This is a genomic window from Pseudomonas mandelii, from assembly GCF_006438925.1.
GTDB lineage: Bacteria > Pseudomonadota > Gammaproteobacteria > Pseudomonadales > Pseudomonadaceae > Aquipseudomonas > Aquipseudomonas mandelii_C.
This window is the reverse complement of record NZ_RCZA01000030.1, coordinates 1-24,532: the sequence shown is the minus strand read 5'-3', so window position 1 is coordinate 24,532 and position 24,532 is coordinate 1. Positions and strand designations below refer to the sequence as shown.

The window sequence follows — 24,532 nt, the reverse complement described above, 5'->3', positions numbered from 1 at the left end:
ATGGGTGCGACGCATTTCTTGACCCGAAAGCTTAACGGGGTGAGCGCCGAGATGAGCTTGAACGTGCTCGCCTACAACCTGAAACGGGTCATGAAAATCATCGGCACCACTGGCTTGATGAAAGCGTTGACGGCGTAAAAACCGGTCTTTTTTACCCCTTCCAAATGACTTTAAAAGGCTGCTGAGCTGTTTTAACTGTTCCTGAAAGCGTCGTGACCTTGATCAGTTTGCGAAACGTGAGCACGGTCTCCTGGCGTCGATGATAGAAAACCCAATCTGACGTTTTTACACACTCTGGAACAGAGACTGTCGTTAAAACGCTACGGATCAGCGGAACGAGCCCCCCGTATTCGTCGGCATAAGCTATTGGCGTCATGAAGACCTCTCCAGATTGACGGCCTATACAGTGAAAAGTACCGGTTTGTACTTAATAAATGTAAGCCAACCAAACAGCCGCAACAACACCGAGCCAAATCAATACGATGAGCGCCGCCGCGACTGTGTTCACGGGGCGTTTCACATGGTTTTTCTCCCACGCACTCGCCTTTAGCCGGCACGCCTCAAGTACATGCGATGGCATCAATCGGATGGCGAGCAGAATTCCAAGTGGCAAAATGATTACGTCATCCAGATAACCGAGTATCGGAATAAAATCGGGAATGAGGTCGATTGGACTCAAAACATAGGCCACGACAAAAGCTGAAATCCATTTGGGCAGCCATGGCGTTTGTGGATGCTGATAACAGAACCACAGAACCATGGTTTGCCGTTTTAGGCTCTTGGCCCAGCGCCGCAGCTGTTCGAGGATAGCTCTCATTCGGTGCTCTTGCTTATGGTGGGGAGTTCGATGACTCAGTCTGCATCAAGCACCGTCAAGAAGTAAGCGTCCGGCCAACACACCTATCCGATCCAAAGCCAATGATCTCTTGCTCCCAACTTCGTAAGCCCAAGTTGTTCCAAACGCCGTGCCGGCAAAACCGTGGTTACCAAGCTTCAGTCGCTGCGATACTAATTAGCTATCGGAGATCTTCTGGGCGAAATTGACATCGAAATAATCTCTCCAGGCGACGATGTGATCGCCGTCAAGCTCAAGTATTCCCATTACCGTTGGCGCTCCGACCTGGCTGCCATCAGCGCGTTCGAACCTATCAAGCCGTTCGGTGAGCACCTTGTTACCGTCAGCGGCGATGGCGAGCATTTCAAAGCGCACCGTAGCGATGCCCGAGGCCTTCTCAAGCGCATCAATGAACGCAATCGCTTCATCGATCCCGGTAGTAGTGGCCACACCTTCATTGACCCAAACCGTGCTGGGCGTGAACCAACGCCGTATGGCAACCCTACCGCCATCTTCAGGATAAGCAGCAAAAAAAGCGGTGACATTCTCGATTGGTTTTGGCATGGAGGTGTCCTCTATCAAATGAAATGAGGTAGTGCGGCGAAAACGCTTTCTTGCAGTGGTTCTCCGTAGTATTTGAGATCCTATCTACTCAAGCCTGCTAGAAGGTCGTTACGTATCGAACCTGACAGCAGTGCCTGCTGGTTAACGAGATGCTGCTGGAGTCGATTGGCGTAATCTTCTCCCACGGCAGACATGACACTTGGCCTGTCCGCCAATGAAGATCGCCACGCCGATACGCGGGGAAGGTCGTCGAAGATCGGCTGGGATACGACCGGGCTCAGCAAGTCGAAGTATCGAAAAACAGGCGCAAACACCGCATCGACCATACTGAACGATGATCCTGAGAAATAGGGCCCTTGATCAAGCTTGGATTCAAGCTGCTGCAATTTATCTCGAAAGGCAGTTTTCTTTCTGTCGGCCATTTCCAGATCTTTGGCATTTAGGAACTGCCAGGCATCGGAGAGCGCCGCCACGCCAAACTCTGCCCAGGCACGTTGTTGGGCACGAGACAGCGCATTATCGGAATAAAGACTGGCGCCACCCTGCGTTTCGTTTAGGTATTCGCAGATGGCCGTGCTTTCAAACAACATTGCGTGCGTACCATCCGCTAACGCCACCTTGAGTAATGGCACTTTTCCCGACGGCGAAAGCGCCAGGAACCAGCCAGGCTTCGCTGAGAGGTCAATGTTGATCCTCTCAAAGGGCACATGTTTTTCCAGTAGCACAATGGCCGCTCGTTGAACGAACGGGCACAGAGGATGGCTGATGAGCGTTAGTTGAGCGTGCGGCATGGTGGTCTCTCGAAAAAGCCAGTGACGGGGTGGAGTTAATCCGGCTGTGGCTACAGCAACTGCCCGCCCGAGATGTCAAAAGTCGTCCCATTAGCCCAGGCCATGTCATCGGACAGGATGGCAGCTACCGCACCGCCGATGTCGTCCGGTAGGCCCACACGCCCCAGCGCGATGCCCTGCGCCACGTAGGCGTTCACATCCTTGTTGTCACGCACTGCACCACCGCCAAAATCGGTTGCGATGGCACCTGGGGCAATCGCATTCACTCGAATCTGGCGCGAGCCCAGTTCTACAGCCATGTATCGGGTCAGCACTTCGACTGCCGCCTTTACCGCCGCATAAACGCTGTACCCTGGCAAAGTAAACCGCACGAAGCCGGAGGATACGTTCAGGATACGACCGCCATCTTCCACGAGCGGTAATAGCTTCTGAGTCAGGAAAATCGGGCCGCGAAGGTGCGTGGCGACCAGTGAGGCAAACTGATCTTCGGTTGCGTCAATAAAGTTCGCAAAGAGGCCATTGCCGGCATTGTTGACGAGGAAGTCGAAGCGCTCGCGACCGAAGTCGGTCTTCAGCGTATCAGTCAGTGCGTTTGAAAAAGCCTGGTAGCTGGCGGTATCGGTGATGTCGAGCGGCAGCATCGCTGCCTTGCCGCCTTGCGCTTCTATTTCCCGCATCAGCGATTCGGCTTCTGCCGCGCCGCTGCGATAAGTGCCGATGATGTATACGCCGCGCTTGGCGAGGTGAAGGGCCATGTTGCGGCCAAGGCCACGGCTGGCGCCAGTGATGAGTGCGATCTGATTGGTCATGGACTGTCTCTGCTAAGTTAGGCACGCCTTTCGGCGGTTTCTTGACCTGCCCAAGATAAGCAATGACGGGTATGCAACCCACACCCAATAAGCTCAATTTATTGCCTGATTGTATCAATCAGCTTGCATGGTGTCGGAGCTTGGTCATAATCGGCGCATGAATAGAGATCTTGCACCGCATCTTGATATAGCCCTGCGCCATGCGCCACCGGGTTTGACCGCCACGCGGATCCCGCGTGTGGATCTCTGTGTTGGCCAAGGTTCTACAGACAAGGCGCCGTGTCTTTATCGCTCAATGATCTGCTTCATCCTACAGGGCTCTAAGAGCGTTTCTATTAACGACAATCTTCTTAGTTACGGCAGCGAACAATATCTCATCAGCGCTCTGGATCTGCCTCTGATCGGCCAGATTTTTGATGCTGAAGACGGACAGCCATACGTTGCGGTATCGCTCGTGCTGGATCCGGCCATACTGGCTGAACTGGCGGCGAACATGCCGCCGATTCGCGAGAGTTCACAAACAGGAATTGGCATCACGATTAACCCGATGACCGCTTCGCTTCGCGATACGTTGCTACGCCTATTGTCATTGCTCGACACGCCTGCCGATATCCCAGTTCTCGGCCCCATGGTTGAACGGGAATTGCTTTATCGTCTTCTACTGGGCCCTCAGGGGCGGCTGCTGCGGCAGATTGCGCAACCCGATGGCGCACTTGGCAGTATCCGTCGTGCTGTTGCCTGGATCAGGGACAATTACGACACTCGACTGCGCATCGAGGCCTTGTGCGACGCAAGTGGCATGAGCCGAGCAAGCCTGCATCGCCACTTTCTGTCGATGACAGGCCTAAGTCCGATCCAGTATCAGAAACTGCTTAGATTGCAGGAAGCTCGGCAGCTTTTGCTTGCTGGCGAGCACCGCGCATCTGATGTGGCGTTCGCTGTGGGATATGAAAGCGCTTCACAGTTTAGCCGCGAATATTTGCGACAATTCGGCGCTTCGCCTGCCCGCGACGTGCGCGCGATACGGCAAGCGATCACTGGCGAGGCTGCTCAAAACGAATTCAAGGCTTGATATCCGTTAGTGAAGCAGGCCACGACTAATTAGCTGGTAATGTTCGGCACGATTAATTCGAAGTCCTATCGCCAACCGGCGTTCCGAGACTCTGTCTACTCGCACATTGTAAGCATCTTCCAAAGTCACCTTGTGTGACTCAGGCAGATACCCGCTGATGCGGCAATAACTGGTCAATCTCACTCGCCCGCTGCGTCGGCAGCCGCGTCAGCACATCTTTGAGATACTCATACGGATCGTGCCCATTCATGCGCGCTGACTGGATCAAACTCATGATCGCCGCAGCCCGTTTCCCACTGCGAAGCGACCCGGCAAATAGCCAGTTGGAACGTCCAAGTGCCCACGGCCGGATCTGATTCTCGACCGGATTATTGTCTATGGGCACAGCCCCATCTTCCAGATAGCGCGTCAGCGCTACCCAGCGTTTAAGGCTGTAATCAAAGGCTTTTGCCGTCGCTGATCCGTTGGGCACAAGATCGCGCTGGATCAACATCCAGTCGTGCAATGCTTTCGCCAATGGTGCTGCTTTTTCTTGTCGTATTCGGCAACGATCCTCGTCACTCATGTCTCGCGCTTGGCGTTCAACTTCGTACAAGCCGCCAATCGAGTGCAGCGCCTGTTCAGCCAACTGGCTTTTATTTGCCACGTGCAGATCGAAAAACTTGCGACGGGCGTGAGCCATGCAGCCGATTTCGGTCATGCCCTTCTCGAATCCGGCTTTGTAGCCAGCAAAGTCATCGCACACCAGCTTGCCGTTCCACGAGGCAAGGAAGTTACGCGCATGCTCACCGGCGCGGCTCGGACTGAAGTCATAGACCACAGCCTTGAGCGCCGAAAACGGTGTGGTGCAGTAAGCCCAGACATAAGCGCGGTGCGTTTTCTTCTGTCCGGGCGCAAGCATCTGTACCGGCGTCTCATCGGCGTGGACAACTTGCTGCGCCAGAACGGCTTCTCGCAAGGCATCAACCAGCGGCTGAAGCTGTACACCGGTTTGCCCAACCCATTGAGCCAGGGTGGAGCGAGGTATCGCTAAACCGGCGCGCCCGAAGATTTTCTCCTGCCTATACAGCGGCAAATGATCAGCGAACTTCGCCACCATCACATGAGCCAGCAGACCTGCGGTCGGAATGCCCTTGTCGATCACTTGGGCTGGCACCGGTGCCTGGATAAGCGTTTCACACTGACGGCAGGCCCATTTTCCACGTACATGTTGCTCGACGGTGAACACGCCCGGCGTGTAATCGAGCTTCTCGCTGACGTCCTCGCCGATGCGCTGAAGTTGGCAACCGCAAGTGCACTGAGTGCTTTCTGGTTCGTGGTGAATGACAGTGCGTGGAAACTGCGGCGGCAGCGGTGCGCGCTTTGGTTTTTGGCGCACCTCTGCTGGAGCCGGAGCCGGACGCAGTGCCGTCAGCTCGGCGTCGATAGCCTCAAGATCAGTGTTAAGCAGATCGTCGAGTAAGCTGCCTTGCTCAGGGCTGATCTGCTCGCTGCGCTTCGCAAACCTGTGCCGCTTGAGGATCGCGATCTCGTGAGTCAGCTGTTCGATGATGGTTTGATCGCGGTGGATCTTTCTGCCCATGGTATCGACCTTCGACATCAACTTCGCAGCGAGGGCGCGCAGTTGGTCGGGGGTCATTTGGTCGAGGTTGGGCAAGGAAGTCATGCCGTGGATTTTACCAAAGCAGACCGCCTACGGCAGCAGGCCCAAGCGTTAGTTACAGCCTTTTTAAAGGATCGTGATTGCACCGCCAGCGCCAACGCGCTGCCACGGCAGACCAAGTACCAAGGCCTGAAGTTGCTCGGTATCCAGTTCCAGCTCGCTACCTTGTCGAATGCCTGGCCATTGAAACTTGCCCTGATTCAACCGGCGTGCCGCCAGCCACACGCCGATCCCATCATGCACCAGCACTTTCATCCGGTTGGCCCGTCGATTGGCAAACAGATAAGCGCAGTGCGGCTTCGCCGCACCGAATACCGTAATGACTCTGGCCAGCGCGGTCTCGGTACCAGCACGCATATCCATGGGCTCGGTGGCGAGCCAGATGGCGTCGATGCGGATCATCGCAACAGGTCTCGAAGAAAGGTCGCGCAGACAGCAGCACTTTCAGTTGGCCAGTTTACTTTAACGGTGCCGCGTGGGTGCTGGATCTCAACGCAGATATTCGATGACGTTGCGAGCGAACTTGCTCCGGCCAACGGAATGGGTAATGGAATAAATGCAGGTTGCAGCACGGTGCTTCTCTGCGCCTGCACCCGAATCCATTTGTGGACGAGGTTTGCGTTCAGGCTATGGCTGAGCGCAATGCTGGCAATCGAAGCGCCGGGCTGGGCGCACTCTTGAATGACCTGGGCCTTGAAGGACTTGGAATAGGAACGGCGTGTTGGCTGCATGAAATACCCGCTTAAAAGGCTAGAACTGGTGCCCACTTAAATTTAAGTGCACACCATGTCTTGGCTTTGCGGGGCTGGGTAGGTGACTTGGCCGGACGGTTACGTCAAGAACCCGTTAACACTGTCTCTGATAGTCCACCATTTACGACAACGGGTTCTTCACGACTCTGCGAGGTTGACTCGATTCTCGGAAGAGGGTCACAACTCAAGGGCTATGAGCTAAAGTTGTGCTGCCTCAAGCGTGATGTCTATTTATCGCAAGACGAAGGCAAGACCTGGAAAGCCATCGCGCAGGCGGGGAAAACGCTATAGAGACCCTAAGGGTAGAACTGCTGAGTCCTACCCCATAGTTATTTATTGGCCCTTGAAGTGAATGACGTTGACAGCCAACGACTCGGTATATTGAAAGATCATCCGAACTGATCCATAAATCTTCGGATCTAGACTGTAAGCATCCCAACCGCCTTTCTTGCCGAGCACTGGAAGCGTTACGGGCCCTTTTGAGTCTACCGGGGCACCAAATCTTTCTCTCACCCAGCTTTGGTTTATCTGTTTGACCAAGGGCTCAGGCAAGGGGCCTTTATACTCTTTGGTGCCCTCAACAGTTTTAAGAAGTGTCACATAGACATGCTGAAGTATCTTCTCCTCAGAAAAGCTCAAGCTCAAACCGTCTTCGACAGTCAAATATGGCTCATTATCACCTTCAAATAAATACTGAAGACTCTTTTTAGGAATATCACCTTCCGCCAGCAATGCGGAATAGCTCTTGCCGATACTTTTTACGTACTCGTCTACTTTAGTAGTCATTTGTACCACCCCTGCTCTTTGTGCAGATTATGCAATTCTTCGCGAGCCTTTTCAATATCACCTTCTGCGTAACCCTCTTCGAGCAATCCTCGCTTGATAGCGTCAAAGTTACTATCAACTGCTGCTTTTAGATTTGAGGCGTCGAGTCTTTGTTTGGCCTTTACATTTCGACCCGCGTAGGTTTCGCTATACTTCCTGTGAACCGATTGCGGAATCGCGATACTTGGCGCCTGAGACAGTAGATACTTAATCTCCTCTGGCGTCACGTTGTCGAAGTTATCGACGATATATGTTCTTAGGGCGGCTTGAGAAGTGATGTGATCAATATCAAGCGTGTCCTTCACACTTCTGTTGCTTAGATCCTTGTATACCCCGACTTCTAAAGGATTTACTGCCGGCTTCGCAAAAACAATATAAAGCGGTGGAACACCTGACTTTGGCGGGAATACTAGGATGCAGTCCTGCCAGGTTATGTCATTTTCGGCGGGATAAATCTCGACCTGGGTATCAGTGTCCTCGGCTATTGGGTGTACCAATACTTTTGAAAGCTCGTCTGACATACCAGGATACGGCGATGGAGCAGTGATTACAGGGCCATCATTTGGAGTCCAGATGATAGTTACGCCGCCCACATGCGCTTCGATGTGCTGCTTGTCCGCGCTCCACTTAGCATTCACAACAGGAACACTTGCCATCCCAGATGACTGGGCCGTATGTATTCCGTAGACCTGAGTCTCTCCTTTTTCGTCCTTTCGGAATTGGAAGCGAACCCTCGTCGCCGCCTCGCTCATACCTCTCAGTTGCTCTTCGGTATAGAGACTGCCGTCAGCTATGTCTCTAGGCAAGAACGCGAGAAGCAATCCGGTAGCGACAGAACCAGCTGTCACAGCACTACGAAGGGCCCACGTGCCAAGTCCCTCAGTGCCAAGCTGCCCAGCGATTCGACCAAGGTATGTTATTCCACTGGAACCAGCCTCAACACTTGCAGGGGCTCCAACAGCCCCAAGAACCGCGACCTTACCGAAATTATCTGCCGGCTCTTTACCCTTCCCAGCGTCTATCGAGCCAGCAGGGACTGTGCAGGACTTCGCGAAAACGCAGAGTTTCGGGGGCTTGTAACCACTTAAATTATTGGTAGGAATGCCTGCCGTGAATTCGCTTTTATACGACCCATCGCTGATGGCTTGAGCCCAGATGTGGGTAGCAGCTTGGGCTTTGGCAGCAAAGTCAGGAGCAATGGCAACACTCACATCTTCAGCGGCCATTGTGCTGGTCTGGGTGGAAATAAGACGGTTGCTACCGAAGGGACAACCACACTGGACAGCATGGCCATGTGTAGCAATAGCTACGAACTCATCGATGACAGTGGGGTTGCCCTCGGCGATAAAACCCATCGAACTGCATTTTGGACACCACACCGGATCACTGATGCGTGCTGCCTTTTGATACTCGACAGTGGTGTTCGTGGAGCCCTTGACCACTTTACCTCCAGTGGTTGTCGGGTCTCCCTCTCTGATAACAAAAGCCATAACAGTCCTTTTATGGTGGAGCAAGGCTCCAATGTTACCAAGCACGCCGTGCTTAAGATGTAGGAAAAGTCCTAAAACAACACAGTAAACGTCTGGGTAAGACATACCCCTGATGCGAGCACGCAGCCGTTGCTTCCATTGAGCTGGGATGTGACTGGTTACGAACGTCCAACAAAATACCGCGCAGCGTTTGGCCCGCGAAGATCCATGTGGGGGGTATGGACTGGAGCGCCAATGGTGGGTTGAGCGCGCAATGGAGCGTGATAGCCCTCTACGCTGACGCCAGATTCAATGCCCCTCAATTCGCTACAAAAAAAGGCCCTTTCAGGGCCCTTTTGTACTCAAATCGAAGTCACTTGGTCAGCCAGGACTCAACGGTTGCCGAACCATGCTCAGCTTTCCATTCCTTCAGTTGATTGTGGTTGCCACCGTTGGTTTCGACGACTTCGCCAGTTTTAGTATTTTTATAGACCTTAAACATGCGTGGCTTACGGGTGCCGACACTTTAGGGTTAGAGCCGAGTAAAACGCTCCATGCTTACCAGCGAACACTGAGCATTCAAGTTCGATGGTAAAACACCCTGTGGAACGTAACTCTATCTCCCACCCTCGGCTAACTCGCTCGGGCAGGGTTACTACCTGCGAACAGATCCTGACTCAAATCACCGTGACAGCCACATTCAACATCAACACCACAATCAAACCGACCACGGCTACGATGGATTGAACCACCGAAATGGTCTTGGTGGCTTCGCCCATAGTCATGCCGAAGGATTCCTTCACCATCCAGAAGCCCGCATGGTTCGCATAGTTGAAGAACAGCGAGCCGCAGCCTATGGACAAGGCAAGCAGAGGCAGGTTGAGGCTGGGATCAGCACCTGCAAGCGGCGCCAGCAAGCCAGCAGCACCAACGATACCTACAGTGGCAGAACCGGTAGATACCGAGAGCAACATCGCGATCAACCAACCCAAGATCAGCGGAGGGAACGCAGACTGCTGAGTCAGGTGCACAATGGCATCGCCCACCTTGGCGCTGGTCAGCAGCTCCTGAAAGGCACCACCGCCGGCGATGATCATGATGATTGAGGCGATTGGCTTGAGGCTCTTGCCCAGGGATTCGCGCAACTGCCCCGCATCGCCGCCCCGCGCGAGTACCAGACTTGCCCCTGCGAACAGCACGCCTAGGAGCATGGCTATCAGGGGATTGCCCAAGAAACTAGCCATTTTCAGGATCGCATTGCCCTTGGGTAATACCATCTCAGCGACGGCATGAATCAGCATCAGGATCGCCGGTAGCAAGGCTGCCAGCACGCCAAGGCATACGCTGGTGCTTGGTTGATCGTCGGCTTTTTCAGCTAGGGTGAACTGATCTAGCAAAACCTGATCGGGCCGAGTGCTCATGCGCGACGAAATGAATGCGCCATAAAGCGGGCCGCCTAAAATCATTGCAGGAATAGCCGCAAGGAAGCCATAGAGCATTGTGGGCCCAACCGAGGTTTTGAGCGCGGCGACGGCCGTCAAGGGGCCAGGGTGCGGCGGTACCATCCCGTGCATGGCTGCAAGTGCCGCAATCACCGGAACACCCACATACACATACGCTGAACCTTTGAAGCGAGCCTGGCTTTCCAGCTTTCGCGCCACGCTGAATATCAGCGGCAGCATGATCACCAAGCCCACCTCGAAAAACATGGGAATGCCAATTACAAATGCAACCATCATCATGGCCCAAGGTATCATCCGATCCGATGTTCGCTTGAGGATGACCTCGGCGACCTGCTCTGTGACGCCTGCGTCAGCAAGAATTTTGCCTAGCATCGCTCCAAGCGCGATTACGATCCCTACTGCCCCCAGTGTCTTTCCGGCGCCGTTGATCAAGTGGGAGACGATGGTTTCTGGCTCCATACTGGTTGCAAAGCCAACGCCAACGGAAACTACTAGCAAGGCCAGGAGCGGGTGCATTTTGAGACGCGATACGATGAGCGCCACCAGCACCAGGACGCTCACCAATGCGGTCAGTAAGAGGTCTATATCTAAGGGAGTCATGAAAGGATCTCGGTTGGGTTGGCGCTCAAACTGCACTTAGATTTGAATGAGAAGTTTGAAACCGTAACGCTTGTCGGCGCACGCGATAAACCAAACATCGTTTGGATGCTTTCAACTTCGGCATTGGATGACGTGTTCATGGAATCTACTCTCTTGTAATTGGAATATGCTTCTATTACACAGAACTTCTCGATGAGGCACGATAGGTTTTACTGCAACGTCGCACTTCTAACGTTCTGTATGTATTCGTTTAAATGGGTGAGATGAATGGTCATCTGCAAATGCAGGCGTAGTTTCAGCTCTCGCCTTTTGCAAAACCGAATAACCTTCGAGGGACTTGCACCAGCAACGAATAGCTAAACTGCGTCGAATACTCCAAGGCTTGCAGCTGATCGACTACGGTGCTGAAACCGATGCTTTGCTCATGCTGCGTATGCGGCCAGTCGCTGCCCCACACCAACTGGCGAAGGCCGAAACTTTGTTCCAGCAGCGGTAATGCCATTCGAGCGAAATTGATGTTCTGTTGCGGCGTACCTCCCAAACGATAGATTCCCGATACCTTCATCCAGACCGAACCTTTCGATCCCAACTCCAGTAACTCGCAAAACCCGGGCTGATCGACGCCCGAATTGGCGTCCGGCCGACCAAAGTGATCAATCACCAACTTCAAACCGAACGGCGTCAATTGATGGATCAGTCCCGGCAGATCCTTTACCTCCCGATGCAACTCGACATGCCAGTCAAGATCAGCAATGTGGCTGAAAAACTCTCTCCAGGCACTGTTACGAAAATCAGGTAACGCCTTCCCCATCAGGTTCAAGCGAACGCCGACCACGCCCAGGTGATCCATGTCATTCAACATGGCGCGACTGATGCCTGGTTCCAGCACAACCACGCCTCGCAACTGATCCGGCGCTTGCCTCAACGCCGCCAGCAAGTAGCTATTGTCGGTGCCGAGAAAGCTCGGTTGCACCAATACGCCATGACTCAGACCATGAGCGTGCAAGTGCGTCAGATACTGCTCAAGCGTGGCGTCGTAATCAGGGGTATAGCGCCGTGCACCGACCAGATATAGATCACGGCTAAACACATGAGCATGGGAGTCGATGCCGGTGATCGGCGTAGAACAGGTGTGAGTCATAGCGTTCATCTATAAGAAGGTAAAGGGCATCAGGCCCGGGCGCTCTCGTTGCCGTTGGCCGTGGTTTGCACTGATGCATTCGAGGCTTCGAGGGTGCGACCACGGGTTTCCGGCAGGCAAAGTGCCGCGATCACCGCCACGCCATACGCGATCCCTGCGTCGATGCCAATCGCAGAACCCAAGGACATGGAGTCGCTCATGTGGCCGACCAGGAATGGGAATACTGCGGAGAGCACTCGGCCAAAGTTGTAGCAGAAACCGACACCGGCGCCGCGCACGTCCGCTGGGTACAGCTCGTTGAACAGAGCCCCAAGGCTCGCCGGAATACCGGCTGCGAAGAAGCCGAGGGGGAATCCCAGGAACAGCATCTGGGTATTGGTTAGCGGCAGGAACACATAGCACTGCACGGTGACGACACAGGCCAGCGCGAACAGCACGATGTTTTTACGACGGCCAATACGGTCGATCAGAAATCCGCTGACCACACACCCACACCAGAAGGCGAAGATGATCACCGCCAGGTAGCCGCCCGAGTTCAGCACCGACAGGTTACGCTCGGTTTTGAGGAACGTTGGCAGCCACGTCATCACCGCGTGGTAACCACCGTGCGCCCCCAGGCCCAACAGACCACCGAACAACGTCACGCGGATCAGTTCGGGACGGAAAATGCCAGACAGGGATTTAAAGAAACTTTGCGGGATTGCGTTTTCTTTTTGCAGGCGCTGGAAGCTGTCGGGCTCCTCGACATTACGCCGTACCCAGATGATCAGGAACGATGGCAGCAAACCAACGAGAAACATCACACGCCAGGCCATGTCTTGCGGCACGAACGAATAAATCAGCGCAAATACCCCAACCGCCAGGCCCCAACCCACGGCCCAAGCGCTTTGCACTGTGCCCATCACCTTGCCACGAAATTTAGGGTTGATCGTCTCGGCCATCAGTACCGCGCCAGCGGCCCATTCACCACCGATACCGAAGCCTTGCAGTGCTTTGACGATCAGCAACTGATGGAACCCGGTGACGAAGGCTGACAAAAAGGTAAAGAACGAGAACCACAAAATCATCCACTGCAGCGTTCGCACCCGGCCGTAGCGGTCGGACAACGTCCCCCCTACCCAGCCACCAATGGCCGAAGTGACCAAGGTGACGCCGCTGATCAGCCCCGCGTCGCCCTTGGTCAAGGCGAACGCGGCGATCAACGCCGGAATCGCCAGGCCGAACATTTGTACTTCCAGCGCGTCGAGCGACCATCCGCCAAAGCAGGCCCAAAACGTTTTACGCTCCCGAGGAGTGACTTGGCGATACCAGCTAAACATGATTCTTATCCTTATAGGTGGAACGTGAGGCAGCCGAGAGCGAACCGCGCCGCTACGGGGCCAGTCATGTAAAACAAGACAATGAAACCAGCGGCGAGCGCCTCGCCGCTTGACGATCCGCTACCCAGGCACGGGTTAGCGAATATCCACGCTGTAACGGAAGTGCTCGGCATGCCCGCGAGAACGACGCCATTCCAGCGGCGTTCCGGCGTAATCACGCGCCAGCCTCTCGATCACCACCACCGGGCTGTTGATCGGGAGTTGCAGTAATCGCGCGTGCACGTCATTCACCGATTCAGCGGTAAGCGTTTCTTCGGCCGAGGCGACGACCTGACCGCAGACCTCTTCATAGATCGGATACAACAGCGGCCCTTTGCGACTAAGGTCGATCTCCAGCAGCGACTGAAAGCGGTTGCGGGGCAACCAGATTTCTTCGGCGAGCACTGGCTTAACATCAAGCAGACGTACACGGACAATGCGAATCACCGGTGCATCGGGTGACAAACCTAGCGCTTGGGCTACCGCCGATGGGGCCTCCACCGGCTCGATCGACAGAATGCGACTTTCTGGTACCTGGCGTTCGCCGGCAGCGGTTTGAAAACGGAAGAAACGGAACAGCGAAGATTGGAATTGAGGACGGCGAATGAAAGTGCCTCGACCTTGCTGACGCTCCAGAATGCCCTCACTGACCAGCGCGTCGACTGCTTTGCGAACGGTGCCAGTGGACAATTGGTATTCCGCTGAAAGCGCGGCTTCGGTGGGAATGGCCTCCCCCGGGCGCCAGCGATTGTTGGCGATCTGTTCAGCCAACTGGTCACGCAAGCGTTGGTAAAGCGGCAGTCGGACATCACTGGATAGAGAATTCATCGACTTTATTCACCTTGTTATCTAGTCATCTATATGAATACTGAGTCGAGTATTTCCCCAGACGACATGGTTGTCAAGGAGGGGCACGGCCCCTTGCTGACGAATGGTGAACCATCGCCCAGGCAAGCCTACGTCAAGCCAGCTCTGTGATTCGCAATGTCGACTTTCCCAATCCCTTCAAAATCCCAAGCAGATTTTCCTGCAGTGAAATGCCATTAACTATGGGCAATAAAAAGGGCCCTATCAGGCCCTTTTGTACTCAAACCAACTCACTTGGTCAGCCAAGACTCAACGGCCGCGGAGCCGTGTTCTGCTTTCCATTCCTTCAGCGTTTTGTGATTTCCGCCTTTCGTTTCGACGACTTCGCCAGTGTGGGGATTTTTGTAGACCTTCACTTGGCGTGGCTTACGGCTGCCGGCTTTGGACTCGACGGTAGGTGCGCGACGACCAGACTTTGGATCAAGTAGGTTGATCACGTCTTTCAGGCTGTAGCCGTACTCACCAAGCAACGCGCGCAGTTTGCTCTCAAATTCCATTTCCTTTTTCAGGCCGGAATCACTTTTCATCGACTCAAGCTCCGCCAGTTGGGCGGCCAATTGTTGTTCGAGTTTACGAAATTCAGCCAAACGAGACATGGGCAAGTTCCTTACTTTTGAATAACACGTAGTGTGGACACATGATAGATCGTTTTAGAGCCCCAAATCTCTATGGAGTTGGTCTTCTTGGATCTCTTCAGTTGCGTGCCCACCCTTCACCAGATACCACTGGAGCTGACAGCGTAGATGGTCTTTGAGTCGAGACCTGAGCTCAAGGTAACCAGCAACATCATCACAGGAATCGGGATGACGCCCTCGGCGCCGCAGCACTTCACGCAGTACTTGAATACCTAGCGGGCCAATGTCAGAGGCATGCAATCGCACAAGAGGATCGAATCCCGGATGCCGCTTGAAGCTATCCACCGCCCGCTGAATTAATGCTTCAAACGCTGTGGCATCACCTGTTTGCTGCACCGAGAGCCACACTTGAGATTCGAGTTCACTGTGCATTCACGCTCCACTCCTCGTCCACTGAAAGCTCCCATCCAGATGTTGTCCGACACGGGTATTTTTTCAAAAAATGACTCGTTGTTTGAAATCAAACTGGAAAGCAGCGGCTTACGCCGCACAGGGGCGATTTTGCTATGCCCATTGGGCAGCCACACCTCAGCGTCAGCAGGATAAATCGTAGGAAAAAGGCCAGATGCTGAAGCACTGCAAAAGCAAAAATCACATCGTTTTGCCAGAAGGATCGGTGAAAGGTGGAGCGCCGAGATCGCTGCTTTTTTGTTGCTCTCAAATAATAAAGATCCGTCGCTGAAAAAAAATTTCAAGGGGCACTGTGAAAAAATATATTTGTTGACACTGCCCGGCAGGAATTCACGACGCTCCGATTTTTCTTTTTTCTTGAAGAGTGTGCGATGCATGCATTCAGATCTAAACGCCCAACAGCGTACAATTGCGCTTCCCGTAGAAACGTCCGGGTCGTCCAGGAAGGTGGTGGCTGAACTTGAATCCACTCCTGCCGATACGCGTTCGCGCGGAATTTGAACGTACTAAGGAAAACTTGATGGCGGTCGATTTGAAAAGCCTGTGGCAGCGTGAGCGTGCAAGGCGGGCGGCCTTGTGGGAACTGGAGGAATTTCGACCCGGCGATGACCGCGCAAAACCTCACCTGAGCATTCTCGATGAAATTGATCGTCAAGATCTCGAACATACTCATGGGGAAGCTCAGTTTATGACGATTGAGGAGTTGAGAGATTCTGTACCGGAAACGCTTTATGAAAGCAGCGATGGCCACCATTTCGTGATCGTTTTAGACAAGGACATTCCGGAAGTTTGGCGAACGAGATTCGAAGCCGCCAATGCACTTGCTGAACGTTTTCCGGAAGGAAGCTATGCCCAGGACTGGCGTCGATTTCTAAGGGTCTGGCAGCGAGACATGGAGCATCTCAAAGCTCACCGAGAGGGGAGTCAAAATGATCAATTTTGATTTGAACACAAACGACTGTGAGGCGTTGTTGCGGCACTGCGGAAACTTTGTCCCTGAGGATGATGACCCAAGGGAGAAGCGACGGTTGCTGTCGAGCTTGGAGGTGCTTCGGGAGGCACTAATCGAACATCTTCGCGAGGATGGTTCCCAGGGATAGAGAGACGGTGAATATAGGATCACCGAGTAACTAGGTTGATCGCGGAGACAGCAGACCTTATCTCCCTATCCCAGAACATGACAGCCTCGACTTCACAACTGGATCGCGACTCAGACTTAGGCGAGAGTCAGCTCCTTGCCTACGTTACTCGTCATTGGCCAGGAGTGGCTCGTTCAAATCAACGTCTAAGTGACCGACGAGTAAACTGATGTGATTGATCACCGCCGAGCTCAAGAGCTGCAATCGTTCGGGACGGTGTCGAATGTCAGCCTCCAAAAATTCCAGCGTCTGGATTATGGCTTGATCTTCCTCCAGGGTGGCTTTACGCGTCCCCACGTCGTGTTCTTTACTCTGTAGGGGCGATCTATTCAGACGACGATCCCGTTCTCAAGCCGGCCGATCAAATCAATCACGGCACGAGCGTCGCCCCTTGCATTAAGCATCTCTAGTGGTGCCTTCGAATTGAAAGCGCACGATGGCGAACGCAAGAAAACAGCTGTCGCCTGGACATCACCCTCAAACAGCTCAACGGATGACTGTACAACAGCAATCAGCGCATCAAGGCGCTGGCTTTCGTGTACTGAAAACAGCCCTGTCTTCGCCCTCTTCACCAAAGTTTCAGCCGATATCCCCAGATACATTCCAAGCGTTTTTTCATCTATACACAGCAGGTCTGCCAGAGCTTGAAAGGAAGAATGAGCAATCTGTCGACGAGGGAAGTCGTGAAGTTCAGTGCCTGGCAAAGACACATGCAAAGCGGCCCAGATGTCTGTTCTCATGGGGGATGGTTGGCTACCTATGAATTCATTTACCCTCGTCTGAGGGTGTCCAATTGATATGGTCAGAACAACGTACACTCAGCCAACGTTCGCCTCCTAAAGTCCCGGTCTGCCCGCACACCTCGCATGTCGACATTGACTGTTGTTCTGCAGCGATAACCGCTTCTCGGCACGCCGCATCACCGCCAGAGTAGTAAAAGCGTAATCCACCGAATTTTTCCTTCACCTGGCGCACTTGGATTTGAGGCACCTCTGGGTGCGCATCCAAGTGAGTTTTCAGCGTCCGGCAGAGCTCATCGATTAAATTCAGCCAGCCTGGCAAGCACCCAATTTCACGAAGCGGAGCGCTGGAAAAAAACTCTGGGTAGCGTTCACGCAAGATAGGCAATAAATTTTCAATCATAGGTTTCTTCTCCCTTTATTTGACCGGCTTGTATCGTGGAATTGATACAACGTGGACAAGTGCTCAACCAACGTAATTGCACTGACTTGACCATCCTTTCGCACTCGCCCTCAACAGTCATTTTCATCCGCTCTGAACACCGACTGCATGGGACGTGACCATTTGGCTTGAGATCAATATCTGCGAACTTGGAAGTGGATCAATCACATCAACTTCCAACTACGAAACGTATCTTCCAGACGACTCAAAGGAATCATCGGCGAGCGCCAAGCTACCTGGGGGATCCCTAGATCCAGTAGCAAATCGGGCAACGCCAGCAGCAACCGAGCATCCGCCTGCAAGCGTTCAAACAGCCATTGCGGATCTGCCCTATGCGCGAAGCGAGCACACACAGCCTCCCAATCGACCGAACCTAATCGTTCAATATTTGGTGACCACCGTGTGATCCGCACTACGCCCTCGATATCCATCACCATGGGCGCAAGATCGTAGATGGGTGCAAAGCTCAATCGCTCCTTGCCCCGAAGGATCGAGAGATTTCCGCCATGGTTGTCGGTGTTCCCGACGATCTGATTGATCAAATCCCGCCGCAAGTATTCGCTAAGCATGTCCGGTATTCCAGCCTCTTGGCCGGCAGCAATCCATGTTTCCGCTAGCCGATCCACGACGTCGAAATGATTCAAAAAACCACCTCGATTGCTGACGCCGCATAATGAATACATTGACTCCACTGCGATGCGCTCCACCCCGTCCGGAGTGACTGTCCGATCGAATCTTTGCATCCAAATGCTAGGCATCTTCACTGCTTCGTGTGTCAGACCATCGGCGGCGATCGTGTCGATCCCTAGCTCACCCAGCGCGTGGTAAAAGCAGTATTCGCTATGCAGGATGTCGCGATCTAATTGAGTTGCGGTGTTACGCGGGAACTTAACAAACCAATGCCGACACACATCAGCGTCGCGTAGCGCTCCCTCAGGATAAAGCTGCCCCCAAGCATCTTCGACCAGCAGCATTTTTTTAGCTTCGCCGCCGGCGCCAAGGGCACCGCTTATCACCATTCCCGATTCCATGGCCTGGCCGAGAATGCCCATACCTTCCTGAATAACCTCGTCCCGGTTAAACCCACCAGTCAACTTCTGTGCGGAACACAGCGTTCCAGCGGCACTTTTTATACGCATATGACCAATGGGAGCAGCAGCGAATTGCTGCAGCAGAAAGAGATCAATCGACATCCCAGGTGGTACTACCACTCTCGACAACAAGTGCCGACGTCCGGCACCGGCCGGAATGATATCGTGCAGAAAAGCTGGGGCAGGCTCACGCCGAATGTCCCATTCCAGCGGGAGGTTCGCACTGACGGCCGGCGCTTTAACCGTACCCAGCTGAATGTACTGATCGACAAGGTATTCGGGCTGGTAGTGGATGGTGCATCGGCTTCGCAGGCTATCTCTAGGCGAGTCGAAGCTGAGTACCAGTGCATCGCGCCAACGGCCATCCGAGTGAATTTGAAGCGTTATGAATTCCATACGTCTCGGCAAATTGCCGAAGCCTCACCGTGCCTTGATCAATATGAGCCCGCCGAGCTTCTGGGGTGTTGCCGGTACCCCTAAACAGCGGAGAATAGATTCTCGATCAGCGTCCCTGATTCAATCCTAGGGCGAGCAAGACATTCCGCCTTTGCAGGGAGTTCCCCCAATCTTGCAAGCCTACACGGCGAGCCCTGGCAAATTTTCATGCAGTGCTGCTCACGCCACTCGTTCATTAACGTCAGCATTTTTAAAAGCACGTAACGCTTCAACAGCAGGTGCACTCGCGTGCTTGCGCGCGCCACGGCCGGCCAAGATGTACAACACACCTTTGCTTTCAAAAATGCATTCCTCAAAATCAATCTGAAAATCGCTGAGGACGCTATCGCCTGGCTTGAGCTTATTACTGCTGTCAAACATCACTGCCTGGGCATACAAGACGGTAGCCTCAAGGCTTTGTGCTTTGATTTCTCGTTCTTGAAAGTCCGGAAGCATGACATCCAACAACATCCAACCTCGGACGATGCAAAAAGGCTTTTCTCCGAAGGTATCCGCAGCCAGCTTGATCAACTCATCGTCGCCAAGCGTTGAACCCCCAAGGGGCTGTGCTGGCCCAAACAGCAGATCGCCCAACAGGTCTGTATCCGTAACGCTTGTATTCATAATCTCGCTTTAACCTGCTCATCCCGCGAGTACCAGACAGGAACTATTTTCCCTGTTCCCCGTTGATACCTGGATAGCCCGAAAGCCTTTTTCGCGTCGTGTTTGCAGATCCCTCAGTGATAAATGCGGTTCATGTAGAGGTTGCCGCCGCCAATCGCCCAACTCACTACTACGTATAGGCTGCCTGCGACGGTCTGAAATAATGAATAACCGTCGATGAAGCTGACGCTGGTTATCCGGGACGTCCGCATACTCGCGCCCTCTCTAAAACGGCCTGCTGTATCGCCATAGATTGTTCCCATGATCACAGGTGGACTGTCGACGGCTGCGAACAGGAACGCGGTGATGGGCATACCGAAATCCTTTTCCATTGCCACGGCAACCGCTGCCGGAATGCACGATGTACGCTGTTGCTCAGTCATCAAGCGGCACAGCTGCAAGGTTAGCCGGGGAACGTATTTCGTTGTCTATGCCACACATCTTTCAGTCCCCTAACGATCAATATAGAAAATGCCCCCATCACAATGCATGGGTGCGCACGCCCTTAGGGGAGGTCAATCACAAAGCCGGGATCGAACCCCGTTCGTTCACCTGGATAACCCCGAGGGTTAGAGACCACACGACACCGACCCAGTGTGATGTCGATGGCGCTGTGCGTATGGCCGAAAATCCAGAGATCAGCTTTCTCAAGCAACGTGTGCCAACGGTTCGTGTACGCGGCGCTAAGATGACCATCATGTTTCTCACCCGCTACCTCTGGAACAGGTGAGTGATGCGTCACGACAACTGTTTTGCCGTCGAACGGTTTATCCAGTTCATGGGCGAGCCAGACGTGCGTTGCATGATTTCGGCTGACCAAGTCACAGGGGCGCAGCTTACGGAAGCTGTCATCAGCAAGGATCACACGGAAGTCATTCATCCATTCCGATGCAGTTTGGGCAGCTGCCACGACATTTCCGGTGGCGGAGAAATCAGTCCAAGCAGTGGCGCAAAGGAACCGTGTTTGATTCCAAATAAAGGTCTCGTTTTCCAGGACGTGGACGTGCGGTAAGGCGGCTTCCTTCATCTTGTGTAGCGTGTGATCGATGTGGCCGCCGTAGAACTCGTGGTTGCCGCACACGTAAATAACCGGACAGGAAAAGGTCTCGCCGGCCCAGATTACGCCTCTCGCCTTTGTGTGGATGTCCCCGGCGAGAATGACCAGATCCGCGGCGACAGCTGGTGCCTTGAATAGAGCAAATTCGTTGTGCAGATCTGAGTAAATTTGGAGCTTCATGGTGAACAGGCAACTTCGATTAAGGGATATATTGATAGCCGTCTTGCCGCACACACATTTCGGGCTAACCGATTAGATACGCAAGGAAAAGATCAGCACGGATTGCATGCATCTGGATCAGCCTCATCCCAGCAAAGGACGATCCATGTGAAAGCCGTAGCCAAGTGAAATCCCAGTACGGGGACTATATTCCATGGAATGGGATTGATCAATATGGCTTTATCCTCAGCTTTGGGGATTTGTAATGCCGTTGAGAGATCCGTTGGCAGCAGTCATCCGCCTCGTTCGGTCGGCTCGTGGTCTGGCGAAAGAAGATTTCCATGGCCAATTGGATGCCAAGCACGTCTATAACTTGGAGCACGCCAAGGCCAGCGTAACCCTCGATACCCTGGAAATCCTCGCTGACCATTTAGATGTAGAACCGCTGGCTCTCCTCGCCGTTGCGGCCAGTTATGAAAAGCAGCAGTCCCCCGAAGACTTTCTTAAGTACCTCAACGAGGAGATCAAGACACTCAAGGATCTAGGGGTTTTGGAAGGATTGCCGACGCAGTTCTTGGATGGCGCCCTGAAACCCCGGCTACCGGGTCAGCGGACTCCTCCTGAGAAGGTCGACGCGGTGCTCCGCTGCCGAGCGCACGGGCTGACTCAAAAACAAGCTGCGGACATTCTGGGCATGCCGACATCCACGGTTGGCAGGATCTGGAAGCGCGTTGAGGAGTGAATCATCGCACCGGGTGACGCCGCGGCAGGTGCGATCAAAAAAAAGCAAAAAGCCTGTTGGGCCGCGGAGGTTTTGCCCTGTTCGCTATCCGCAGTGAGAGGCTGCGTCGGGCTGGCACGAGGTGTCACTCCCTGTCTTCCGGCGCAGCATCACTGAGAAACGAATTACGCGTTGCTGGATAACAACGCTCGTGCTCGTTTCTGGCGCGTCACAAAAGGAAAGGTGACCAGCAGAAATAACGACATGCCGAAGACGTCAGCCACGAAGTTTTCGTAAGCCAGGGTAAATGGGATTCCATTAGTGGCTGGATCGATAAACACTTCGTTTCCAATCGAGCCTGCGAGCACGTAGGCAACGCCGGCAAGGGGGATCCAACAGATCCCTTCGTTAAAGTCGCGCACAATCGATCGCCCCAACACGCGCACGAACGCTAACGGCCAGGTGTACCAAGGGATGCTCAAGATCTGCTTCATCACTGGGCCCAGCGGCGTCCTCTGTACTTTGCTGAACTCGAATGAGAGATAGCTCATCACGAAAGGAAAGGTGAAGCCGTACAGCGCATGGCAGAAGTTGTAATTCCACCCAATCAGATTGAACAACCGGCTTTGCACAATCAGGAACGTCAGACTGATGACGAAGCCGATAAGGGCGGGAACGAGGATGTGACCTTTTTTCAACTGCATAACAGCTCCTGGGTAGGGACGAAAGCGGCCCGTTATCTAGGCTAACGCCACCCTCAATGGCCGCAAGCCAAAACAACCCCTAGTTTTCCCGTAGCTCTCTACGCATCAAGGCTCTGCCCCCTGTTCATTCTGGGAGCCACCTTCTTCACACGAGACGCGCTTCGTCCAACACGTTTCAGTGGCCCAGAGCAATCCTCCGAAGTAACCATTTGATTCAGGCGCTCATGCGCATATTTCAGGTCAAGAGTGCTTGCAACCGAACCGCTACATACCGCGTCAAATTTCATCAAGCTAATTCTCCCTTGGTATTTACGTGGGGCTTTCAATGTCAGTGGCAGGATGATCTTTGGTTTGTCGTAGCTGAATGAGCTCCGCAGAGTACTGCTCCGACACCCTCTTGGTTTCGGCCAATTGCGCGTTTGATTGCGCCAGTCCCTCCTCTAGCCGCTTGGATTCGGCACGCGACATACCTAGCTGCTCCTGAAGCGCTTCTTTCGCCCCGTCTGCCTTGGCAACTGCTGTCTTCATGGCAGCAATCTCACCGCTCAAACGAAGCGCCGCGTCTTCATGCGTCGCCGCCGCCTTGGCCTGCTGCCGTGCCTCGCTTAATAGGCGCTCGTTATCTCTGTTGAGTCGAGTCAGTTCATCCTGCTTGAGCATCAACGTCTGCTGGAGCTGGCGTAGCTCAACCTGAACTTGCTGCACCTGCCCTTCGTGACGACGTTGCTCTTGGTCGCGCTGCTCCTTGACCGCGTTGCGGTAATGTTCCAGCGCCTCGCGTGAATGCAGGTGCTTTTCTTCCAGAGAGCGGATCTGCTCATCTTTCTCCTGCACGCGAATTTCCAAGTCACCGCAATTTTGGCTAAGGCGTGCATTGCGGGTGAGTTCAGCTTGCAGACTTGTCTGACAAATCTGTAGCTCTTCCGCCTGAAGCGCTAACGCTCCTTTCTGACTATCCACTTCACGCTGTAATGAGGCGAGCTCCGTATTCAAAACGTCGAGCTTTTGCTCCAGCTCGATACGCTGCTCGTCAAAACGTCTCTGGGCGTGCGTGAGAGCTTCGCCGCCCTCTTCCGTCATTCTGTCCAAGAGGCCGGCAACAAGCTCGGTCAATTCATCACTCAGCCGCTCTCTAGAGGCCCGCGGCCGAGGATCAACATCTTCTATTTCCTTCAAATAACGGTGAATAGTCGTCTTTGAGCCGGTATTTCCCAGTTCGATGCGCACGGCGTCGATACTCGGGTTCTCCCCCCGAGCAAGCAGCGATTCCCGCGCTTTTTGGACAATCGCCTTGTTAATTCCGCCGCGTGCCATTTTTCTCTCCTACGATTTCGTACTGTTTTACATACCACGTATATACATAGCACCTTACTGGAAAACAAAGAACAATTCGAGGGCGTTTCTTTGATAAAATAATAGAGATTTATGGCTTCTTTACGGTCGAAAAGGCTTTTAGGTACCGCTAAAAGTGTGGAATGCTGGAATCACGCAGATTTTGAAGGCAAAAGGCGATGGACAAGGCTGACCGGTACCTCAAGGCAGGTACCCGGGAGAACACCCGCAAAAGCTACCGGGCTGCGATCGAGCACTTCGAAGTGACCTGGGGCGGCTACCTGCCCACCACAGGCGACGGCATCGTGCGCTACCTGGCCGAGTACGCTGACAAGCATGCGATCAGCACGCTCAAGCAGCGGTTGGCCGCGCTGGCGCAGTGGCACATCACCCAAGGATTCCCAGACCCGACCAAGACGCCTAACGTGCGCCAGATGATCAAGGGCATCCGTGTCGTGCATCCCGCTCAGGTCAAGCAGGCCGCGCCCCTCCTACTAACGTAAGCGATCCACCGTACCCACATTCAAAGCCGCCAGTTGAAGCCTGATGCTGTGCTCTTGATCTCTTTCAGGAGCCCGCAACCATGATGCGTCCCGACGCCAAAGTCGAAAAAGTTTATCTGTACCCCAAACCCGTGGACTTCCGAAAATCCATCGACGGCCTGTCCGCCCTCGTCGAATTGGATATCAAGGTCGCGGTGTTCGATCCCGTGCTTTTCGTTTTTCTGAATCGCCACCGTAATCGAGTAAAAATCCTCTATTGGGAGCGCAACGGCTTTTGCCTTTGGCTCAAGC

General features: G+C 53.7%; 30 protein-coding genes and 1 pseudogene. 5 read left to right on the top strand and 26 right to left on the bottom strand.

Annotated elements, in window-relative coordinates; translation table 11 throughout:
- Positions 1-151 precede the first annotated feature (151 nt).
- The 5 genes from EAH74_RS32690 to EAH74_RS32670 all read right to left on the bottom strand — a co-directional run bounded on the left by EAH74_RS32690 (position 152) and on the right by EAH74_RS32670 (position 2,999).
- Positions 152-376, bottom strand: coding sequence for a hypothetical protein (locus tag EAH74_RS32690; protein WP_140684513.1), 225 nt, complete (start codon positions 374-376; stop codon positions 152-154).
- Positions 377-427: 51 nt separating this feature from the next.
- Positions 428-817: a YkvA family protein gene (locus tag EAH74_RS32685; RefSeq protein WP_140684511.1), complete on the bottom strand. Its 390-nt coding sequence runs from the start codon at positions 815-817 to the stop codon at positions 428-430.
- Positions 818-1,012: 195 nt separating this feature from the next.
- Positions 1,013-1,399 carry a limonene-1,2-epoxide hydrolase family protein gene (locus EAH74_RS32680; RefSeq protein WP_140684509.1) on the bottom strand — a complete coding sequence of 129 codons (387 nt, stop codon included), beginning with the start codon at positions 1,397-1,399 and terminating at the stop codon, positions 1,013-1,015.
- Between the two features lie 80 nt (positions 1,400-1,479).
- Positions 1,480-2,190, bottom strand: a complete 711-nt coding sequence (locus EAH74_RS32675; RefSeq protein ID WP_140684507.1) for a glutathione S-transferase family protein — start codon at positions 2,188-2,190, stop codon at positions 1,480-1,482.
- A gap of 50 nt (positions 2,191-2,240) precedes the next feature.
- Positions 2,241-2,999 carry an SDR family NAD(P)-dependent oxidoreductase gene (locus EAH74_RS32670; protein WP_110624276.1) on the bottom strand — a complete coding sequence of 253 codons (759 nt, stop codon included), beginning with the start codon at positions 2,997-2,999 and terminating at the stop codon, positions 2,241-2,243.
- Positions 3,000-3,156: 157 nt separating this feature from the next.
- Between EAH74_RS32670 and EAH74_RS32665 the strand changes: the two genes are divergently transcribed.
- On the top strand, positions 3,157-4,071 hold the full coding sequence (locus EAH74_RS32665) for an AraC family transcriptional regulator (RefSeq protein ID WP_087673365.1): 915 nt from the start codon (positions 3,157-3,159) through the stop codon (positions 4,069-4,071).
- Between the two features lie 139 nt (positions 4,072-4,210).
- Here EAH74_RS32665 and tnpC read toward each other — a convergent pair whose 3' ends face one another.
- From tnpC to EAH74_RS33025, 12 genes and pseudogenes are all read right to left on the bottom strand, one after another.
- On the bottom strand, positions 4,211-5,737 hold the full coding sequence (gene tnpC / locus EAH74_RS32660; protein ID WP_140684505.1) for an IS66 family transposase: 1,527 nt from the start codon (positions 5,735-5,737) through the stop codon (positions 4,211-4,213).
- A 63-nt stretch (positions 5,738-5,800) separates the two neighbouring features.
- Entirely contained in the window at positions 5,801-6,136 is a 336-nt protein-coding gene (gene tnpB / locus EAH74_RS33570; RefSeq protein WP_140684503.1) for an IS66 family insertion sequence element accessory protein TnpB, read from the bottom strand.
- Positions 6,133-6,465 (bottom strand): IS66-like element accessory protein TnpA, encoded by a 333-nt coding sequence (gene tnpA / locus EAH74_RS32650; protein ID WP_087673368.1) that lies wholly within the window; start codon positions 6,463-6,465, stop codon positions 6,133-6,135. The genes tnpB (EAH74_RS33570) and tnpA overlap by 4 nt, the downstream gene beginning before the upstream one ends.
- A gap of 354 nt (positions 6,466-6,819) precedes the next feature.
- Positions 6,820-7,272, bottom strand: a complete 453-nt coding sequence (locus EAH74_RS32635; RefSeq protein ID WP_140684501.1) for a DUF6392 family protein — start codon at positions 7,270-7,272, stop codon at positions 6,820-6,822.
- A complete protein-coding gene (locus tag EAH74_RS32630) occupies positions 7,269-8,906 on the bottom strand; it encodes an S-type pyocin domain-containing protein (RefSeq protein ID WP_240050601.1) in 1,638 nt (545 codons plus the stop codon). The genes EAH74_RS32635 and EAH74_RS32630 overlap by 4 nt, the downstream gene beginning before the upstream one ends.
- A gap of 247 nt (positions 8,907-9,153) precedes the next feature.
- Positions 9,154-9,300: pseudogene (locus EAH74_RS33250) on the bottom strand (transcriptional regulator); the annotation flags it as partial.
- Positions 9,301-9,457: 157 nt separating this feature from the next.
- Positions 9,458-10,843, bottom strand: a complete 1,386-nt coding sequence (locus tag EAH74_RS32620) for a GntP family permease (protein WP_140684499.1) — start codon at positions 10,841-10,843, stop codon at positions 9,458-9,460.
- A gap of 295 nt (positions 10,844-11,138) precedes the next feature.
- Complete coding sequence (locus EAH74_RS32615; RefSeq protein ID WP_140684497.1) at positions 11,139-11,984, bottom strand: amidohydrolase family protein; 846 nt, start codon at positions 11,982-11,984, stop codon at positions 11,139-11,141.
- Positions 11,985-12,013: 29 nt separating this feature from the next.
- Positions 12,014-13,303: an MFS transporter gene (locus EAH74_RS32610; RefSeq protein WP_140684495.1), complete on the bottom strand. Its 1,290-nt coding sequence runs from the start codon at positions 13,301-13,303 to the stop codon at positions 12,014-12,016.
- Between the two features lie 135 nt (positions 13,304-13,438).
- Positions 13,439-14,170: a GntR family transcriptional regulator gene (locus EAH74_RS32605; RefSeq protein WP_140684493.1), complete on the bottom strand. Its 732-nt coding sequence runs from the start codon at positions 14,168-14,170 to the stop codon at positions 13,439-13,441.
- 269 nt (positions 14,171-14,439) lie between these two features.
- A complete protein-coding gene (locus EAH74_RS32600) occupies positions 14,440-14,805 on the bottom strand; it encodes a histone-like nucleoid-structuring protein, MvaT/MvaU family (protein WP_140684491.1) in 366 nt (121 codons plus the stop codon).
- Positions 14,806-15,140: 335 nt separating this feature from the next.
- A complete protein-coding gene (locus EAH74_RS33025) occupies positions 15,141-15,632 on the bottom strand; it encodes a hypothetical protein (protein ID WP_161600348.1) in 492 nt (163 codons plus the stop codon).
- 83 nt (positions 15,633-15,715) lie between these two features.
- Here EAH74_RS33025 and EAH74_RS32590 point away from each other — a divergent pair, with 83 nt between their 5' ends.
- Positions 15,716-16,198: a hypothetical protein gene (locus EAH74_RS32590; protein ID WP_240050600.1), complete on the top strand. Its 483-nt coding sequence runs from the start codon at positions 15,716-15,718 to the stop codon at positions 16,196-16,198.
- Positions 16,199-16,499: 301 nt separating this feature from the next.
- Here the strand turns inward: EAH74_RS32590 and EAH74_RS34050 are convergent, their stop codons facing one another.
- The 7 genes from EAH74_RS34050 to EAH74_RS32555 all read right to left on the bottom strand — a co-directional run bounded on the left by EAH74_RS34050 (position 16,500) and on the right by EAH74_RS32555 (position 21,002).
- Positions 16,500-16,691 carry a type II toxin-antitoxin system PrlF family antitoxin gene (locus tag EAH74_RS34050; RefSeq protein WP_161600347.1) on the bottom strand — a complete coding sequence of 64 codons (192 nt, stop codon included), beginning with the start codon at positions 16,689-16,691 and terminating at the stop codon, positions 16,500-16,502.
- A gap of 32 nt (positions 16,692-16,723) precedes the next feature.
- Entirely contained in the window at positions 16,724-17,134 is a 411-nt protein-coding gene (locus tag EAH74_RS32580) for an antitoxin Xre/MbcA/ParS toxin-binding domain-containing protein (protein ID WP_140684487.1), read from the bottom strand.
- Positions 17,135-17,159: 25 nt separating this feature from the next.
- Positions 17,160-17,537 carry a hypothetical protein gene (locus EAH74_RS32575; protein WP_140684485.1) on the bottom strand — a complete coding sequence of 126 codons (378 nt, stop codon included), beginning with the start codon at positions 17,535-17,537 and terminating at the stop codon, positions 17,160-17,162.
- A gap of 203 nt (positions 17,538-17,740) precedes the next feature.
- The gene (locus tag EAH74_RS32570; protein WP_140684483.1) at positions 17,741-19,063 is read right to left on the bottom strand and encodes a HipA domain-containing protein; all 1,323 of its coding nucleotides are present in this window, start codon (positions 19,061-19,063) and stop codon (positions 17,741-17,743) included.
- 219 nt (positions 19,064-19,282) lie between these two features.
- A complete protein-coding gene (locus EAH74_RS32565; RefSeq protein WP_140684481.1) occupies positions 19,283-19,726 on the bottom strand; it encodes a DUF6957 family protein in 444 nt (147 codons plus the stop codon).
- A gap of 113 nt (positions 19,727-19,839) precedes the next feature.
- Positions 19,840-20,148: a hypothetical protein gene (locus EAH74_RS32560; RefSeq protein ID WP_140684479.1), complete on the bottom strand. Its 309-nt coding sequence runs from the start codon at positions 20,146-20,148 to the stop codon at positions 19,840-19,842.
- Between the two features lie 122 nt (positions 20,149-20,270).
- Positions 20,271-21,002 (bottom strand): metallophosphoesterase family protein, encoded by a 732-nt coding sequence (locus tag EAH74_RS32555; protein WP_140684477.1) that lies wholly within the window; start codon positions 21,000-21,002, stop codon positions 20,271-20,273.
- Positions 21,003-21,246: 244 nt separating this feature from the next.
- Between EAH74_RS32555 and EAH74_RS32550 the strand changes: the two genes are divergently transcribed.
- Positions 21,247-21,723 (top strand): helix-turn-helix domain-containing protein, encoded by a 477-nt coding sequence (locus tag EAH74_RS32550; RefSeq protein WP_140684475.1) that lies wholly within the window; start codon positions 21,247-21,249, stop codon positions 21,721-21,723.
- Positions 21,724-21,887: 164 nt separating this feature from the next.
- On the opposite strand, the gene EAH74_RS32545 is transcribed toward EAH74_RS32550, so the two are convergent.
- Together EAH74_RS32545 and EAH74_RS32540 are read right to left on the bottom strand one after the other, a co-directional pair.
- On the bottom strand, positions 21,888-22,406 hold the full coding sequence (locus tag EAH74_RS32545) for a hypothetical protein (RefSeq protein WP_140684473.1): 519 nt from the start codon (positions 22,404-22,406) through the stop codon (positions 21,888-21,890).
- Positions 22,407-22,715: 309 nt separating this feature from the next.
- Positions 22,716-23,720: a DNA-binding protein gene (locus EAH74_RS32540; RefSeq protein ID WP_140684471.1), complete on the bottom strand. Its 1,005-nt coding sequence runs from the start codon at positions 23,718-23,720 to the stop codon at positions 22,716-22,718.
- A gap of 197 nt (positions 23,721-23,917) precedes the next feature.
- On the opposite strand from EAH74_RS32540, the gene EAH74_RS32535 reads away from it, so the two are divergent.
- Both EAH74_RS32535 and tnpB (EAH74_RS32530) read left to right on the top strand, forming a co-directional pair.
- A complete protein-coding gene (locus EAH74_RS32535) occupies positions 23,918-24,241 on the top strand; it encodes a hypothetical protein (RefSeq protein ID WP_140684469.1) in 324 nt (107 codons plus the stop codon).
- Positions 24,242-24,321: 80 nt separating this feature from the next.
- Positions 24,322-24,532 (top strand): IS66 family insertion sequence element accessory protein TnpB (tnpB, locus tag EAH74_RS32530; protein WP_345789625.1); only part of this gene is annotated, 211 nt, incomplete at its 3' end.